Annotated in this window: 16 protein-coding genes; 9 read left to right on the forward strand and 7 right to left on the reverse strand. The window is 51.6% G+C overall.

The genetic code is table 11. The annotated features are described in order from the left end of the window. Positions 1–90: 90 nt before the first annotated feature. The 6 genes from secDF to ABDW72_RS06665 form a co-directional block, all read right to left on the reverse strand. Entirely contained in the window at positions 91–3,102 is a 3,012-nt protein-coding gene (secDF, locus tag ABDW72_RS06640; protein ID WP_347157705.1) for a protein translocase subunit SecDF, read from the reverse strand. Between the two features lie 157 nt (positions 3,103–3,259). After that, entirely contained in the window at positions 3,260–3,637 is a 378-nt protein-coding gene (locus tag ABDW72_RS06645; protein ID WP_347157706.1) for an RNA methyltransferase, read from the reverse strand. Positions 3,638–3,682: 45 nt separating this feature from the next. Further along, a complete protein-coding gene (locus tag ABDW72_RS06650) occupies positions 3,683–4,375 on the reverse strand; it encodes a potassium channel family protein (protein WP_347157707.1) in 693 nt (230 codons plus the stop codon). Positions 4,376–4,379: 4 nt separating this feature from the next. After that, positions 4,380–5,000: a uridine kinase family protein gene (locus ABDW72_RS06655; protein WP_347157708.1), complete on the reverse strand. Its 621-nt coding sequence runs from the start codon at positions 4,998–5,000 to the stop codon at positions 4,380–4,382. Between the two features lie 80 nt (positions 5,001–5,080). Further along, positions 5,081–5,659 carry a non-canonical purine NTP diphosphatase gene (locus tag ABDW72_RS06660; protein ID WP_347157709.1) on the reverse strand — a complete coding sequence of 193 codons (579 nt, stop codon included), beginning with the start codon at positions 5,657–5,659 and terminating at the stop codon, positions 5,081–5,083. Positions 5,660–5,864: 205 nt separating this feature from the next. Further along, complete coding sequence (locus tag ABDW72_RS06665; RefSeq protein ID WP_347157710.1) at positions 5,865–6,377, reverse strand: phosphoribosyltransferase family protein; 513 nt, start codon at positions 6,375–6,377, stop codon at positions 5,865–5,867. 168 nt (positions 6,378–6,545) lie between these two features. On the opposite strand from ABDW72_RS06665, the gene ABDW72_RS06670 reads away from it, so the two are divergent. From ABDW72_RS06670 to hemC, 5 genes are all read left to right on the forward strand, one after another. Continuing rightward, positions 6,546–6,791 (forward strand): type B 50S ribosomal protein L31, encoded by a 246-nt coding sequence (locus ABDW72_RS06670; RefSeq protein WP_347157711.1) that lies wholly within the window; start codon positions 6,546–6,548, stop codon positions 6,789–6,791. Positions 6,792–6,868: 77 nt separating this feature from the next. After that, complete coding sequence (locus ABDW72_RS06675) at positions 6,869–8,071, forward strand: GlmU family protein (protein WP_347157712.1); 1,203 nt, start codon at positions 6,869–6,871, stop codon at positions 8,069–8,071. Between the two features lie 41 nt (positions 8,072–8,112). Then, entirely contained in the window at positions 8,113–8,508 is a 396-nt protein-coding gene (locus tag ABDW72_RS06680) for a hypothetical protein (protein WP_347157713.1), read from the forward strand. Positions 8,509–8,646: 138 nt separating this feature from the next. Beyond that, the gene (locus ABDW72_RS06685; RefSeq protein ID WP_347157714.1) at positions 8,647–9,774 is read left to right on the forward strand and encodes a DNA polymerase III subunit; all 1,128 of its coding nucleotides are present in this window, start codon (positions 8,647–8,649) and stop codon (positions 9,772–9,774) included. A 76-nt stretch (positions 9,775–9,850) separates the two neighbouring features. Continuing rightward, a complete protein-coding gene (gene hemC, locus ABDW72_RS06690) occupies positions 9,851–10,810 on the forward strand; it encodes a hydroxymethylbilane synthase (RefSeq protein WP_347157715.1) in 960 nt (319 codons plus the stop codon). Between the two features lie 84 nt (positions 10,811–10,894). On the opposite strand, the gene ABDW72_RS06695 is transcribed toward hemC, so the two are convergent. Beyond that, complete coding sequence (locus ABDW72_RS06695; protein ID WP_347157717.1) at positions 10,895–12,451, reverse strand: alanine/glycine:cation symporter family protein; 1,557 nt, start codon at positions 12,449–12,451, stop codon at positions 10,895–10,897. A gap of 293 nt (positions 12,452–12,744) precedes the next feature. Here ABDW72_RS06695 and ABDW72_RS06700 point away from each other — a divergent pair, with 293 nt between their 5' ends. From ABDW72_RS06700 to ABDW72_RS06715, 4 genes are all read left to right on the forward strand, one after another. After that, positions 12,745–13,395 carry a peptidylprolyl isomerase gene (locus ABDW72_RS06700; RefSeq protein WP_347157719.1) on the forward strand — a complete coding sequence of 217 codons (651 nt, stop codon included), beginning with the start codon at positions 12,745–12,747 and terminating at the stop codon, positions 13,393–13,395. A 2-nt stretch (positions 13,396–13,397) separates the two neighbouring features. Further along, on the forward strand, positions 13,398–14,306 hold the full coding sequence (locus tag ABDW72_RS06705) for an SDR family oxidoreductase (RefSeq protein WP_347157720.1): 909 nt from the start codon (positions 13,398–13,400) through the stop codon (positions 14,304–14,306). Between the two features lie 173 nt (positions 14,307–14,479). After that, positions 14,480–16,132: a sodium-dependent transporter gene (locus ABDW72_RS06710; protein ID WP_347157721.1), complete on the forward strand. Its 1,653-nt coding sequence runs from the start codon at positions 14,480–14,482 to the stop codon at positions 16,130–16,132. Between the two features lie 6 nt (positions 16,133–16,138). Further along, positions 16,139–16,300 carry a hypothetical protein gene (locus ABDW72_RS06715; protein WP_347157722.1) on the forward strand — a complete coding sequence of 54 codons (162 nt, stop codon included), beginning with the start codon at positions 16,139–16,141 and terminating at the stop codon, positions 16,298–16,300. The last annotated feature ends 1 nt before the right edge of the window (position 16,301 follow it).

Below are 16,301 nucleotides of genomic sequence, written 5' to 3' on the forward strand. Positions count from 1 at the left end.
CGTAATTGGAAAGTAGGTTTGCCTATACTTAAAAACAAAGAAGCCCGGAGCAAGTGCCCCGGGCTTCTTTGTTTTTATTTTAAAACTGGCTTATGCGCGGTGCGCTACTTTGGCACTGGCAACAGGCGCTGTTTCTTCGTCTTTCACGGTATCTACCACAATCGGAGAAGCGATGAACAGGGAAGAATAGGTACCGAATACCACACCAATCAGCATCGCGAACGAGAAGCCGCGCAGCACTTCACCACCGAAGATGAACAGTACCAGCACCACCAGGAACACGGTAGAAGAGGTAATAATGGTACGGCTGAAGGTACTGATCAGGGCCGGGTTTACCACATCGCGCACGCGCAGGCGTGGGTTGTCGTGCATATACTCGCGGATACGGTCGAAGATCACCACGGTATCGTTGATGGAGAAACCGATGATCGTAAGCACGGCCGCAATAAACACCTGGTCAATTTCAAAAGATAAACCAAATAGATCGCAGATAGAGAAGATTGCAATGATCATCAGCGCGTCGTGCAGCAAAGCTACTACACCGCCTAAACTGAACTGCCACTTGCGGAAACGAATCATTACGTAAATAAAGATGCCTACCAAAGCCAGGAATAAGGCAATTAAAGCTGTGTTCTGAATGTCGTCGGCAATACTGGCGCCTACTTTAGAGGAGCTCAGAACCTGCGGATGCATGTTACTGTACTGCTGCAAGCCGGTCATCAGCGCTGTTTTTACCTGCTCGTCAGCCTCGATGCTCTCATCATTTGCCAACCAGCTTGTAGTAACTTTTAATCGGTTAGCAGCGCCAAAGGTTTTCACCTCTGTGCCTTCGTTCTTGAAATCGTCTACCAATGCAGAACGCACGCCCGTAGCCGGAACAGCCTGATCAAAACCTACCACGTAGGAGCGGCCACCGGTAAAGTCCACACCAAAGTTAGGACCGCCTTTTATGGCCATGGCTACAAAGCCTAGCACAATAATCGTAGTGGAGAAGATATAGGCTGGCTTTCTCCATTTCAGCACGTCAAATTTGATGTTGCGGAACATATTATCTGCCAGAGCAGTGGAGAACGACAGTTTTTTACCGTTCTTGAACGTTGCCTCAATAAACAGTCGGGAAATATACACAGCTGTAAAGAAAGAGGTCACGATACCGATCATCAAGGTGATGGCAAAGCCTTTTACCGGACCGGAACCGAAGAAGTACAGGATGAAACCTACCAGGAAGGTGGTCACGTTGGCATCGAAAATGGTCATGAACGCATGGTCATAGCCTTTGTTAATCACTTCGCGCATGCTTAAGCCTTTAGCAGCTTCCTCTCGCATACGTTCAAAGATCAGTACGTTCGCATCCACGGCCATACCCAACGTGAGTACGATACCGGCGATACCAGGCAGCGTAAGGGCGGCACCAAACTGCGCCAGCACACCCAGGATAAAGAATACGTTGAACAGCAGGGCCAGGTCAGCAATAAATCCGCCGCGGCTGTAGTAAGCCACCATAAAGATTACGACCAGCAGGAAGCCAGCCAGTGTTGAGATCAGGCCTTGGTTGATAGACTCCTGACCGAGTGAAGGACCTACTACAGCCTCTTCCACAATACGTGTAGGCGCTGGCATTTTACCAGCCTTCAGGATGTTGGCAAGGTCCTGTGCTTCTTCGATGGTGAAGTTACCTGTAATAGAAGAGCTACCACCGGTAATCTCGCCCTGCACAACCGGTGCAGAGTATACATAGTTGTCGAGCACGATCGCTACCTGGCGGCCTACGTTCTCACCAGTCAGACGTGCCCATTTCTTGGCACCTGTCGGGCTCATGGTCATTGTAATTTCCGGACGGCCGTTCTGGTCATAGTCCTGGCGGGCATCGTTGATCACATCGCCACCCATCGGAGCTTTGCCGCCACGGCCTTTCTTAATGGCATAGAACTCCACAAACTGCTGGTTGTTCTCGCCGGTAATCGGCTTCACGCTCCACAGGAACTTCATGTTAGGAGGGAAGATAGAACGTACTTCCGCACGTTCGAAAATGTCATTGATCTTCGCTGTGTCGCGCACGTTGGCACCTAAGCCGCCGGGCATTTGCGTGAACAGGCTTGCCAGCACACCCGTATTGGCATTCTGAAGCGAGTCGAGTGTCGCAGTAGAATCTTTCTTTGGTGTAACGGCAGCAACAGCGGCAGAGTCACCGCCTGCAGCAGCCTGCGCCAGTACGTCTCCGGCAGCGCTGTCAGGTTGAGCAGCAGCGGCAGACAGTGCGTCGGCACCGTTGGTTTTCGTGGCAGCAGCAGGCGTGCCGGATGCCAGGTTCAGGTTGCCGGCTTTCTGCTCTTTGTTCAGGTATTCGTTTAGCTGCATGAAGTATGGGCTATACTCCTGCGGCGACCACACTTCCCAGAACTCCAGGTTGGCCATGCCCTGCAACAGCTTGCGCACGCGGTCAGGGTTCTGAATGCCTGGCAACTCGATCTGAATGCGGCCGGAGCCTTTCAGGCGCTGTATGTTCGGCTGATTCACACCAAATTTATCGATACGGGTACGCAGAATGTTGAAAGAGCGGTCGATAGCGTCTTCCACTTCTTTGTCGATTACCGCGATCACCTCATCGTTGCTGGACTCATAGCTGATCTTGCCGCGGTTAGCAGTATTCGAGAAGATACGGCTCAACTTGCCATTTGGCTCGATCTGGCGGTATGCTTCGCCAAACAGTGTGGTAAAGCTCTCCTGGCTGCTCTTTTGCATGTCTTGTGCACGTGCCAGTGCTTTCAGGAAGTTCGGGTCCTTGCTGTTGCCCGACATGGATTTGATGATCTCTACCGGAGAAACCTCTAATACCACGTGCATGCCGCCTTTCAGGTCGAGGCCCAGTCCCAGCTGCTTCTCGGTTACATCCTGGTACGTCATGCCCAAAAACACCGGCTCTTTCCATACGGAGTCGATGTAACTTTCTTTTTTGGCAGGGTCTACAATGCCTTGTGCGTTGGAGGCATAAGCTTCAGCGTCTTTCTGCACGCTGCGGGCCACAAACGAAAGCGACAGGTAGTACAGGCAGAGCGCCGATACAATCACTGTCATGATAATGATGATGGTTTTGTTCCGCATTTTGGTTAATAAAATGTATAAAGTATAAAGTTATTACAACAGAAGTATACCCTTTCCTTAAGGCAACTCTAAACAGGGCCTAAGGCGTTCCGGCGATGCCATATTTTTATCGCGCAGGGTAAAAATTAAAGAGGTAAAGGGGAATAGCGGAAACAGCCTAAGGGGCGTTGGGCTGTATGGTTACGGGGAAAAGCTGCGCCACAAAGCTGGCACCGGCCGTAATTGCAAAGCTGGCGGGCAAGGCTTCATCTGTGGGGGCAGCAAAATCCGGCAGCAACAGTGGCTTTAGCGCCTGCTGCAGGTTAAGAGCTATAAAAGAAGTAGTTGCCTCCAGCGATACTGTCTGTTTGACAACTGTTTTCTTCTCGTTTTTGGGCACAGTGCCCAGCTGCGAATCTGCCGTCTGTTCTGCCGTGGCAGGGTGCGCCACGCTATACGCTACTACTTCATGCCCGTTGAGCATCAGCGCCCAAAGCAGCGTCAGCGACACCAACAGATGTCTGAAGTAGCAGGATATGTTTTTAGCGGACGGCATGTTTAATCACAAATGTAATGCCTTTTTCTTTAAAAAAAGAAATCTCTAACGGTTAATATCGATAAAGCGCTTGATATCCTGCTTTTTGCCAATAAGTATCAGGATGTCAGAAGGATATATGATGGTGTCAGGCTTTGGTACGCCTATAATATGCTCTACCTGGGTGGGCTTCCCGTCCTGAATTTCTTCAAAAGAGCGCTTGATGGTGATCATATTGATGTTATACTTCTCCCGGAGCAAGATCCTGGAAAGGCTCTTGTTGGCAATGGCACGCGGGGTGTTGATCTCCACGATCTCGTAGTTGTCAGGCAGCGGCAGGAAGGTGCGTATGCTGGGTTGTAGCAGGCGTTCGGCTACGGTTTTACCTACTTCTCCTTCGGGCGAGAGGATCTCCTGCACGCCCATTTTCTCAAGTATGCGGCGCTGCTGCTTGTTTGAGGCACGCGTAATAACGCGCTTGATGTTGAGTTCCTGCAGGTTGGCTGCCGTAATAAGGAGTGCCTCAAAGTCTTCACCAATCGCCACTACCACCGCATCCATGTCTTGCACGTTCTGAGCTTCCAGGGCGCGTATGTCCGTAGAGTCCAGGGCTACGGCGTAGGCAACCTCGTCTTTGATCGCTTCTACGTGCTCCTGGTCGTTGTCGATGGCCAGCACCTCGGCACCGCGTTCTGCGAGCGTACGGGCAATTGAATTGCCGAATACACCCAGTCCGATAACCGCAAATTTGTGCCTCATACTTCTAGCGTTGTATTTTTGTGTTCAGGTAAGTTGTTAGTACCTCCAGCCCCCGCTCAAAGTTGTTGTTGTTAGGGATCACGATATCCGCGTCGTTCTTATACGGCTTGATATACTTTTCGTAAGTAGGGGCCACATGGTTGGTGTAGCGGTACAGCACATCATCCAGGTCGTAGCCGCGCTCTACTTTATCACGCACAATGCGGCGCTGTAGTTTGATGTATTCTTTGGCGTCGATGTATACTTTCAGGTCCAGCAGCCTGGCAATCTCCTCGAAGTAAAACACGAAAATACCTTCTACCACCACAATAGGTGCCGGCCGGAACGCCAGCTGCCGGGGCTCTACGTTCGGGTTGTTGAATGTATACTCGGTACGGTAAATGGTTTCGCCCTGGCTCACGCGCAGCAGGTCGTGCGCATAGGCTTCGTCGTCGATGCAGGAGGGCAGGTCGAAGTTCACAATGCCGTTCAGATCTTTGATCTGATGCTCACGCGCTTTGTAATAATTGTCCTGCGAGATCAGGCAAACGTCTTCCGGGGCGAACGCATGAAGCAGCCTGTTCAAAAAAGTAGTTTTTCCTGAAGCACTGCCTCCTGTAATTCCGACGATAAATGGCTTTGGCATGGGGAGCTATGGTTTCAGGCTACAAAATTAGAGGATTAAGCCGTAAGACCGCAGCGATATGGAATAAATTTAGCCTGATGTTACCGGGCTTTCAGAAAGTCTGCCAGTTTCCGGATGGCGCGGCCGCGGTGGCTGATCGCGTTTTTCTCGTCAGCGCTCATCTCTGCGAATGTCTGCGCATAGCCTTCCGGTACAAAAACAGGGTCGTAGCCAAACCCTTTGTTGCCCTGCCAGGAAGAGGTGATGGCGCCGTTTACAATGCCTTCAAACTGGTGCTCCTCCCCGTTCAGCAGCAGCGTAATGCTGGTGCGGAAACGAGCGTTGCGGTTAGGCTTGCTGCTAAGGTTGTGTAGCAGCAGGTTAATATTGTCGGTATCGGAACGTTGCGAACCGGCATAGCGGGCAGAGTATACGCCCGGTGCGCCGGCCAGCGCTTCCACCTCTAGGCCGGTGTCATCGGCAAAGCAGCTCACGTTATAGTTGTCCCATACATAAGCTGCTTTCTGGTGCGAGTTGCCCTCCAGTGTGTCCTGCTCTTCGGGCAGTTCCTCCTCGCAACCAATGTCCTGCAGGCTAAGCAATTTATACTTGCCTTCCAGCATGCGGCTTACTTCAGCCAGTTTATGTTTGTTATTAGTGGCAAAGCAAAGCTGTTCCATGGATCGTTGTTCGGATTTAGACGAGTGCAGTAAAGGATTGCTTTATAAGTATAAGGACGGCAATCGGCTCAAGTATGTTTTCACCTTTCAGTATGACAGTTCCTGGTTATACTTCAAAATAATTCAGTCCTTGCACTTACTTTTTATACTTCAGTATAATGCTACTTTATACTTGCTTGTTGGCATAACCGTTTAACCATTAAATTTACAGCAGGTAAGCGCCAGCTTCCTCCTCGGTCAGCACCACCTGCACGTGCTCGCGCATGGTGGTGGCCAGCGAAAAGCCGGTGTAAGTGGCTGCAATCGGGTAATGCGTGTGGTGCCGGTTTACCAGCGTGGCCACCTCCAGCCTGCGCGGGCTGTGCTGCAGCAGCGCGTTTAACGTATAAGCCAGCGTTTTGCCGGTGTTCAGCACGTCGTCCACCACCACCACTACCTTATCCTCCAGCGTCGTTTGCGTGGGCGCCAGTTCCACCGGCACTGTCTGCGGCGCGGCTTTGTCTACGGTCATAGCCAGCAGCTGCACCTTTATCGGGGAGATCTGCTCAAGCTGCGCGGCCAGCCGCTGGGCCAGCGTATACCCGTTCGGCTGGATGCCGGCCAGCACGAGCTCCTGCTCCTCCACATTGTGCTCGTAGAGCTCGTACGCCATGCGTATGATCTTCTGATCGATCTGGGTCTTGTCTAATATCCGGTTCTGGTGGTGTGGTGTCGTCATACAAGAGAGGGCGTGTGCCGCTGGTGGTAAGGCAAATTTAAGAAGATATTCTTATCGGCTGGCAGCATAAAACCGTAAAATAATTTGGTGCTTAGCGTTTTACTTTCCAAAAGTATTATTAAATTTGCAGTCCGAAAGAGAAATTAAGGTTATTTAACGTTTATACTAATGAAACAAGGCATTCACCCAGAGTACAGAGAGGTGGTTTTCCAGGATACTTCCAGTGATTACAAATTCATCACCCGTTCTACAATGACCTCTGATGAGACGATTACCATGGAAGACGGCAAAGAATACCCGGTGATCAAGGTAGAGGTTTCTTCTGCTTCACATCCTTTCTACACAGGCAAAAACCTGTTCGTGGATACAGCAGGCCGTATTGATAAATTCAAGCAGCGTTACCAAAAGAAATAAGCGGTTTTTCCGGTTAAAACGTTTCAAAAAAGAGGTCTTCCTGATATGTTCAGGGAGACTTTTTTATTTTTGCCTTTATGAACATTATCCTCTTCGATGAGCCAGGCATCCGGCAAAACCTGTTGCCCCTGACCTTTACCCGTCCTGTGGCCGAAATCCGCATAGGCATTCTTACCATTTCGGAGAAGTGGCGCCAGTGGATGGGCGAAGCTGTTTTCTGCCTGACGCAGCCTTACCTGCAGCAAAAGTTTCCGGTAGACTATGGCACGCATGCCCTCTACATCAACGGCGCCGTGTGCCCCGACGAGCAGCTGGTTGCCGCTATCCGTAACCTGAAGCTGGGCGAAGCGCTTTTTTACCAGGAGATGCTTGTTGCTGTGAACGGCGACAACCTGGAACTGCATGACATCACCCATCTGGCGCTGCAAACTACCGCTAAAAACTATACATGCGACAGCTGCACTATGGTGCGGGATGTATGGGATATTTTTGTGCAAAACGGAGCGCAGATCCGCAGCGACTTTGCGCTGATCACGAAAGGACGGCAGAGCCAGCCGGTTAACGACAAGTATACGGCGGTGTATGGCGAAGAAAATATCTTTATAGAAGAAGGAGCGAAGATACGGGCGGCTGTGCTGAACGCTGAGAACGGGCCGATCTACATCGGCCGGGATGCAGAAGTGCAGGAAGGCGCGCTGATAAAAGGACCTTTTGCGCTCGGCGAAGGGTCTGTGATAAACATGGGAGGCAAAATGCGCCCTGATACCACCATCGGTCCTTTCTGCAAAATAGGAGGAGAGGTAAGCAATTCCGTTATCTTCGGCTACTCTGGCAAAGGGCACGAAGGTTTTCTGGGCAACTCGGTGCTGGGCGAGTGGTGCAACTTAGGAGCCGACACCAACACCTCTAACCTGAAGAACAACTATGCCGAGGTGAAGATATGGAACTATGCCAAAGGCGGCTTTAAAAGCACCGGGCGCCAGTTCTGCGGCCTCATCATGGGCGACCACAGCAAGTGCGGCATCAACACCATGTTTAATACGGGCACCGTGGTAGGCGTGAGCGCCAACATTTTCGGGTCTGGATTTCCGCGTAACTTTATACCTTCGTTTAGCTGGGGCGGCAATGCAGGCTTCGAAACGTACCAGTTGCGCAAAGTATACGAGGTGGCCGAAAAAGTAATGGAGCGCCGCCAGATCGCTTTCAACACGATGGAGAAAGATATCCTGGCCACCATATTTGAGCAGACACAGCAGTACAGGGTCTGGGAGAAAAGTTAATTATTAAAGGGCATAATGCTTACATTGCTGAAAGAAATAAGATGCGCACAAAACTGTTAATGAGCGCCAGTGCGGGAGTAATGGCCTTAACAGGAATAGGCCTGACTTTTCTGCCTGATGAAATACTGGGCTATTTTGATGTAAGCCCGACAGCTTTGCTGCCGCTTATACTTCAGGTTTTAGGAGCGCTATACTTTGCTTTTGCCATGCTCAATTGGATGGCTAAAGGAAATCTTATAGGTGGTATATATAGCCGGCCTGTTGCCATAGCCAACGTTACCCATTTTGTTGTTGGCGGACTTGCGCTCCTAAAAGGAGCTGTTGCTAACCCCGGTTTCACAAGTTTGTGGGTGGCAGGAGCTGTCTATTCGCTGTTTGCCATACTTTTTAGCAGCGTGCTTTTCCGGCACCCGCTTAAGAATGGAGACAGTAGGTAAAATAACCCGCTTCCGTGCTGCTGTTTTTACTATAGCTGCCCTGTAAAGCGTTTGCTGGCATAATCTGCATCGGTGTAGACCTTAAATAGTTAAAAAGTATTCAATTATTCAACAATCGGTTATTCCTAATTCAACCAAGTGCAGTTCTCTCAGATCATCGGTCACCACGAAACCAAACAGCTGCTGCTAAAGTCGGTGCAGCAGAACCATGTGGCGCACGCGCAGCTGTTTCTGGGGCAGGATGGGAGCGCGAACCTGGCGCTGGCGCTGGCCTATGCTACATACATCAACTGCGAAGACAAGCAAGCGGATGATTCATGTGGAACATGCAATAGCTGCGTGAAAATGAACCGGTTGGTGCACCCGGATTTTAACTTCGTGCTGCCGGTAACCACCACCAAGTCGGTGAGCAAGGAGGCGTTGAGCCAGAAATTTTTGGGCGAGTGGCGCGAGTTTATACTTGCCAGCCCCTACCAAGGCCTAAACGAATGGATGCAGTACATTGGCGCAGAGAACAAGCAGGGGATGATCTCAAAAGAAGAAAGCCGTCAACTGGTGAAGCTGGTGTCGCTGAAGGCCTTTGAGGGCGATTACAAGATCGTAGTCGTGTGGCTGCCTGAACTGATGCACCCTGCCGCCGCCAACGCCCTGCTGAAGTTGCTGGAAGAGCCGCCCGCTAAAACGCTGTTCCTGCTGGTGTCACAATCGGCGGAAAAGCTGCTGGCGACCATTACCTCGCGCACGCAGATCGTGCAGGTGCGGAGCTTTACGGAGCAGGAGGTGATGTTATATTTGCAGCAAACCTACAAAACCGATGAAGACGCCGCGTACCAGATCGCGCAACTGGCCGAGGGCAACCTGAATGCCGCTGCCAAACTCACGTCCGAGATCAGCAGCGATTATTTTACGTTCTTCCTGGAATGGATGCGTTACTGCTATAGTTATAAGTTTGGTGAGGTAATCGACATGAGCGAGAAGTTCCAGACGCTGGGGCGTGAGAATCAGAAAAACTTCCTGCTTTACGCGCTCAACCTGTTCCGCAAAGTGATGCTGTATGGCGTCGATGCCGCACTCATCACGTTTTTGCCGCCTGCCGAACTGGACTTTGTGCAGAAGTTCTCGAAGGTGATTACGGATGCCAATGCCGGGCAGCTGGCCGAAGAGTTGAACCAGGCGCACTACCACATCGAACGGAATGCTAACCCGAAGATGGTATTTGTTGATAGTTCTATACAGATAGCCGGCTATTTGCGCGGCACAAATTGAAATTGTTGATTGTTGCTCGGTGGATGGTTCCTAATCATTAAGCTTGTAACGATTCAACAGGTTAAACAGAAATTTCATGCAACAGAACATAAGCTTAAAAGATAAAAGTATCCGCATTGGTACCCGTGGCAGCAAGCTGGCTTTGTGGCAGGCAGAGGCCGTAGCCGACAAACTGCAGACGGCCGGGTATAAAACAGAGCTGGTCATTATCAGTACAAAAGGTGATCAGGTGCTGGATAAATCGCTGGCAAAGATCGGCTCGAAAGGCGTATTTACGGAGGAATTAGAGGTAGGATTACGGGAGGAAACGATTGATATTGCCGTGCACAGCGCCAAGGATGTCCAATCAACCATCCCCTCAGACCTGCAGCTGATTGCTTTTATGGAGCGGGAGAAAGTGAATGACGTGCTTTTATCATTTAACCCGGACTTCAAGCTCACCCGCGATAGCAACGCCCTGATCGGCACCTCCTCCACCCGCCGCAGAGCACTGCTGAAGCGCCACTACCCAAATGTTATAACGGCTGAGTCGCGGGGTAACCTGCAGACGCGCCTGCGCAAGCTGGAGGAAGGACAGTTTGATGCGCTGATGCTGGCCTACGCCGGCGTAGTGCGCATGGGCTACGACCACCTGATCGTGCATACGTTTCCGGAAGACGAGTTTGTGCCGGCTGCCGGGCAAGGCAGTGTGGCCATAGAGTGCGCCAAAAACCTGAACCCGGACCTGAAGAAAGGGCTGAAACAAGCGCTGAACCATACTGAAACCCACATTTGCCTGCTAGCCGAACGTGCCTTTCTGCGTACCATGGAAGGTGGCTGCAGCATTCCAACCTTCGCACTGGCAAAACTGACAGGAACCGGCGTCAGCATTACCGGCGGCATCGTGAGCCTGGACGGAGAAACGCTGTTGCAGGAAACACTTGCCGGCCCTACCGTAACAGCCGAAGAACTGGGTGAAGCATTAGCCAACACCACCTTGGAAAGAGGCGGAAGCGACATTCTGCGAAGTATAAGAACACCGCGCAGCGAAGTATAAGCTACGCTGCTTTCGTTGAACAAAACAGGCCGCTGGTAAACACCAGCGGCCTGTTTTGTTTTTATTTATACTTGCTCAAGGCGCTTATACTTCCATTGCTTCGGCAGCTACTGCCTCTTCCGTTAGCGGCTGCTTTTTATCGGAACGGGCATACGCCAGAAACGCCTGCATCTCACGTTTAACGGTAGGAGCCAGTATGTATAAACCGATGAGGTTCGGAATGCTCATGGCAAACAACATTGCATCCGAAAAAGCGACCACGCTATTGAGTTGAATAGGCGCGCCAAGTATAACGAAAGCGCAAAACAGCACTTTAAAGCTGATGTCAGCAGCCCGGTTGTTGCCGAACAGGTAGGTCCAGGATTTCAGGCCATAGTATGACCAAGTAATCATGGTGGAGAAGGCGAACAGGATAACGGCTGCGGCCAGCACAATGGGGAACCAACTGATGACGGTGGCAAAAGAGGCCGAGGTGAGCGCGATGCCATCGCCGGAGTCCATCTTGTACGTTCCTGTCACCACAATCACCAGCGCCGTCATGGTGCAGACGATCACGGTGTCGATAAAAGGCTCCAGCGATGCCACGAAACCCTCCGTTACCGGCACATTGGTTCTAACAGCCGAGTGCGCAATAGAGGCTGAACCGATACCTGCTTCGTTGGAGAACATGCCGCGCCGCAGTCCCTGAATCATCGTACCTACCACGCCGCCCGCGATGGCGCTGCCGTTGAAAGCGCCGTTAAAAATAGCGGCAAAAGCCTCCGGGATGTGCGTGACGTTTACGGCCAGCACAATAAGCGCTGCCACCACGTAGATGCCACACATCAGCGGAACGATCTTCTCGGTTACCTGCGCAATGCTTTTCATGCCGCCAAGTATAACCAAACCGACCAGCACAGCCATGATCAGACCGAAGAGCCACGCATTGCCGCCACCGAAAGCGGAAGCTTCCTGTCCGCCTGTTACAGCAATGAACTGCTGCGTTGCCTGATTTATCTGGAACATATTACCGGCGCCAATGGAGCCGCCGATGCACATGATAGCAAAAAAAGCCGCCAGGAACTTGCCCACGCCTCCAAAGCCGCGCTCGCGCAGCCCTTTGTTCAGGTAGTGCATCGGTCCGCCGGAAACGGTGCCGTTGGCATGCTCGTCGCGGTATTTCACGCCCAGTGTGCAGGACACGAACTTAGACGACATGCCCAGCAATCCCGCCAGGATCATCCAGAACGTTGCGCCTGGTCCGCCAAGCGAAATAGCAATGGCTACGCCGGCAATGTTCCCCAACCCAACTGTGCCCGACACGGCGGCCGTCAGCGCTTGGAAGTGCGACACCTCGCCAGGCGCACCCGGCTGGTTATACTTGCCGCGCACAATATCCAGTGCATGCCCGAAACCGCGTACGTTGATAAAGCCCAGGTAAAAGGTAAAAAAAAGTGCTCCCAGCAACAGCCATACTAAGATAAGCGGCACCGAAAACGTGTCGGTTATCGGGAGTTCATAAAAGATAATACTGGAGATGAACTCAGCTATAGGGCCAATGACGGCATCAATGCGTTCATCTACAGAAATAGGTTGTGTTTGGGCAAAAGTGCTTCCGCAGGTCGCCAAACATAGTCCTGCAGTCAGTAAGTGTTTCTTCATGTATGAATAAATGTTGATTTACCAGTTTCTTAAATATAACCTTTTCTGCCCCGAATGTGAAATTTACCCTGCAATTGCCTCCGAGGGTACAGCTGCGGGTAGATAAAGTACAAGCCGGAGCCGCTATCATCGTAACACCACAGCCACCGCCTACGTGTGTGTTGGTATTGGCAATACCGCAGCAGCACTTGATAAATTGCCGAAAAAGTAAAAACAGTGGTAAAAAGCCTTAATTTTGAAAGCCTGGCTTAAGGCCGGTGCAAAACAGAAAATTCTTTACAGAGAAGTATAGTATGAAACTGCTGAAAAACTTAGTGCTGATTGCCCTGCTGGTGGCTGTGCTGCCAGCTGCCGTGCTGGCTCAAAAGCCGAAAGGCAAAGACCAGCTGGTAACTATTTCCACGCCGCAAGGTGATATTAAGCTGGTGCTGTTCGACGACACGCCGCAGCACAAAGCCAATTTTCTGAAGCTGGCAAAAGAAGGTTTTTACGATGGTACCACCTTCCACCGCGTAATCGACGGCTTTATGATACAGGGCGGCGACCCCAACACCAAAGATGCCGACCCAACCAACGACGGCACCGGCAACCCCGGTTATACTATTCCGGCCGAGATAAAGCCAAACCACAAGCACGTACGTGGTGCTGTGGCCGCCGCCCGGCAAGGCGATTTTGCCAACCCGCAGCGGGCCAGCAGCGGCTCCCAGTTTTACATTGTGCAGAACCACGACGGCACGCCCATGCTGGACGAGGCCTACACCGTTTATGGGCAGGTAGTGGATGGACTGGATGTGGTGGATAAGATCGCGCAGCTCGCCAAAGATGGGCGCGACCGCCCGCTCAGCGATGTGCCGATGAAAGTAACCGTGGAAAAGGTAAAGAAAAAGAAGATCGCCAGAAAGTACGATTACAATTACAACACGCAGACACTGGAGAAGAAATAAACATGAAAAAAATACTGATTACAGGTTCTAACGGGCTGCTGGGTCAAAAGCTGGCAGAACTGCTACTGCCCAGGCAGGACGTAGAAGTGCTGGCCTCCAGCCGCGGCGAAAATAAACTGGCGGAATGGCTGCCGACGCTCCCGTTCCAAAGTATGGATGTAACCAGCCCGGCACAAGTAGAAGCCGTTGTGAGCCAGTTCCGCCCGACACACATCATCCATACAGCCGCCATGACGAATGTAGACGAGTGTGAAACAAACCATGCCGAAGCGCTGAAGCTGAACCGTGATGCCGTGCAATACCTGGTGGAGGTGTGTGAAAGATACCACGTGCACCTGATCCACGTATCTACCGACTTTATTTTTGACGGCGAGGACGGCCCTTACACCGAGGAGGCAGAAGCTAACCCGGTAAACTTTTACGGCCAAACCAAGCGGCTGGCAGAAGAACTGGTGAAGAACGCCACCTGCAAATGGACCATCCTGCGCACGGTGCTGGTGTATGGCGTAGTGCACGACTATGGCCGCTCTAACATTGTGCTGTGGGTGCGCGATAGCCTGCAGGCCGGTAAAGTGATCAAAGTGGTTACCGACCAGTTCCGGACGCCTACCTTGGCGGAGGACCTGGCGATGGGCTGCTGGCTGGCCGCGGAGCATAATGCGGAAGGCATCTTCAACATCTCGGGCAGCGAAATGCTGACGCCCTACGACATGGCCCTGCAGGTTGCTGACTTCTTTGCCCTCGATAAGGCGCTGATAGACAAAGCCAATGCCACCACGTTTACACAAACAGCCAAACGGCCGGCGCGCACCGGGTTCGATATCAGCAAAGCCGTGCAGGAGCTGGGCTACCGCCCGCACACATTTATGCAGGGCATTGCCATGGTCGCGGAGCAGGCAGAAACAGCATAGCAGGGTGGCAAGTAACACCGGCAGGCCATGTTCCGGAACACAGACCAAATATTAAAAATATCTGATTTCTAATGGCGCTATCGGATGCTTTGCTTATCTTGTATCTTCGACCTTAGCCCAACACGATCCATATATAAACCAAACCACTAAACTAAACACTTCTCTCTTTATTTATGAGTGCTAACAAAGAATCCTGGGGCTCGCGTGTCGGTCTCATACTAGCCATGGCCGGCAATGCAGTAGGGCTCGGAAACTTTCTTCGATTTCCGGTGCAGGCCGTGCAGAATGGCGGTGGCGCCTTCATCATCCCGTATCTTGTTTGTTTTTTAGTAATGGGCATTCCGCTGCTCTGGATTGAGTGGTCCATGGGCCGCTTCGGGGGCAAGTTCGGACACCACTCCACGCCATTTATTGTGGATACTATGCACCGCAACCGCCTTTGGAAGTATATTGGCGTATTCGGCATCTGGACCAACATCGCCGTAGCGGCTTACTACTGCTACATTGAGTCGTGGACACTTTCCTACATGCTGCACTCTGTTATCGGCACGTTCAAAGGCCTGGACCAGGACGCAGTAGCCAACTTCTTTAACTCTTATACCAGCCTGGGGAAATCAACACTGGGTATCCCGCTGGAGCCGATCGTTTTCTATGTGTTCTGCTTGCTCATCAACACGTTTATCCTATCGCAGGGACTGGCTGACGGTGTGGAGCGCGTAGCTAAAGTAGGTATGCCGCTCTTGATCCTGTTCGGTATTTTCCTGGCCTACAAAGGCCTGACGATTACGGCCGGTGAGAACGGCGCCATCAACGACAGCTCCGTAGGCCTTAACTTCCTCTGGACACCCAACTTCGACCAGCTGTGGTCGCCTAATGTATGGCTTGCCGCTGCCGGGCAGATCTTCTTCACGTTGTCGGTAGGTATGGGCACGGTGCATTGCTACGCGTCTTATGTGCGGTCTAAAGATGATATTGCCCTGAATGCAATGTCGGCTGGCTGGATGAACGAGTTTGTGGAAGTTGTACTGGGCGGCGCCATCCTGATTCCGATCTCCATCGGTTACCTGGGCATTGACCGCGTAACGGAATTGGTGCAGTTTGGCGGCTTGGGGCTTGGCTTCAAAACGCTACCCTACCTGTTCTTCCAGTGGGGGCCATTGCTGGGTGCCGTAGCAGGATTAATGTGGTTTGGCCTGCTGTTCTTTGCCGGCATCACCTCTTCGCTGGCGATGGGCACGCCATGGATCGGCTTTTTACAGGACGAGTTTAACTGGCGCCGTAAGTCAGCTGCCTGGTCTTTTGGCCTAATTGTATTAGTGTTGGGTATGCCAACGGTGCTGTTCTTCAAGTATGGCGTATTTGATGAGTATGATTACTGGGCCGGAACAGTATCGCTGGTTGTGTTTGCGTTGTTCGAATCGATCCTGTTTGCCTGGGTGTTCGGGATGGACAAAGGCTGGCGCGAGATTACCTCCGGTGCCGATATTACCGTACCAGGTATTTACAAATTCATCATCAAGTATATCACGCCGCTGTTGCTGCTGTGGGTATTTATCGGCTCGCTTATTACACCAAAAGGCGGCGACTGGGGTGCTGCATTTGCCGGCAACTGGGTGCTGGACGATAGCTCTATTATTAAAAAGCTGCTGAACACCAGCTTGAAAGACCAACTAGCCGCCGCTACTGACCCGGCCCAGATCCAGACGTTGCAGCATACGCTGTTTTATACCAACGCCTCGCGCATACTACTGGTAGCAGTGTGGTTGGCCATTGCGCTGCTGGTATATATCGCCTATAAGAAAAGAGTTAGAGAAGGAAAGATTTAAGAACGTATGAACACATCTGCACTTATTGTGATGCTCACCACCCTGACACTTGTAACAGGGCTAATGATATATTTCTTTGTGCGCGTACTGAGCACACCGCCCAGGCCGGAGCCTGATTCTTACATCGATAACGATGATGAGGCGGATCGCCAGGTGCCTAAACACTAAG

Origin of the sequence: Pontibacter chitinilyticus (assembly GCF_039748935.1) — a bacterium.
In the GTDB taxonomy this organism is placed as follows: Bacteria; Bacteroidota; Bacteroidia; order Cytophagales; family Hymenobacteraceae; genus Pontibacter; species Pontibacter chitinilyticus.

Excerpts from the sequence above, each read along its gene's own strand:
- ABDW72_RS06710 (WP_347157721.1), top strand. The coding sequence starts at position 14,480 with ATGAGTGCTAACAAAGAATCCTGGGGCTCGCGTGTCGGTCTCATACTA.
- ABDW72_RS06660 (WP_347157709.1), bottom strand. The coding sequence starts at position 5,659 with ATGGAACAGCTTTGCTTTGCCACTAATAACAAACATAAACTGGCTGAA.
- ABDW72_RS06655 (WP_347157708.1), bottom strand. The coding sequence starts at position 5,000 with ATGCCAAAGCCATTTATCGTCGGAATTACAGGAGGCAGTGCTTCAGGA.
- ABDW72_RS06675 (WP_347157712.1), top strand. The coding sequence starts at position 6,869 with ATGAACATTATCCTCTTCGATGAGCCAGGCATCCGGCAAAACCTGTTG.
- ABDW72_RS06695 (WP_347157717.1), bottom strand. The coding sequence starts at position 12,451 with ATGAAGAAACACTTACTGACTGCAGGACTATGTTTGGCGACCTGCGGA.
- ABDW72_RS06700 (WP_347157719.1), top strand. The coding sequence starts at position 12,745 with ATGAAACTGCTGAAAAACTTAGTGCTGATTGCCCTGCTGGTGGCTGTG.
- ABDW72_RS06715 (WP_347157722.1), top strand. The coding sequence starts at position 16,139 with ATGAACACATCTGCACTTATTGTGATGCTCACCACCCTGACACTTGTA.
- hemC (WP_347157715.1), top strand. The coding sequence starts at position 9,851 with ATGCAACAGAACATAAGCTTAAAAGATAAAAGTATCCGCATTGGTACC.
- ABDW72_RS06670 (WP_347157711.1), top strand. The coding sequence starts at position 6,546 with ATGAAACAAGGCATTCACCCAGAGTACAGAGAGGTGGTTTTCCAGGAT.
- ABDW72_RS06665 (WP_347157710.1), bottom strand. The coding sequence starts at position 6,377 with ATGACGACACCACACCACCAGAACCGGATATTAGACAAGACCCAGATC.
- ABDW72_RS06650 (WP_347157707.1), bottom strand. The coding sequence starts at position 4,375 with ATGAGGCACAAATTTGCGGTTATCGGACTGGGTGTATTCGGCAATTCA.
- ABDW72_RS06705 (WP_347157720.1), top strand. The coding sequence starts at position 13,398 with ATGAAAAAAATACTGATTACAGGTTCTAACGGGCTGCTGGGTCAAAAG.
- ABDW72_RS06645 (WP_347157706.1), bottom strand. The coding sequence starts at position 3,637 with ATGCCGTCCGCTAAAAACATATCCTGCTACTTCAGACATCTGTTGGTG.
- secDF (WP_347157705.1), bottom strand. The coding sequence starts at position 3,102 with ATGCGGAACAAAACCATCATCATTATCATGACAGTGATTGTATCGGCG.
- ABDW72_RS06680 (WP_347157713.1), top strand. The coding sequence starts at position 8,113 with ATGCGCACAAAACTGTTAATGAGCGCCAGTGCGGGAGTAATGGCCTTA.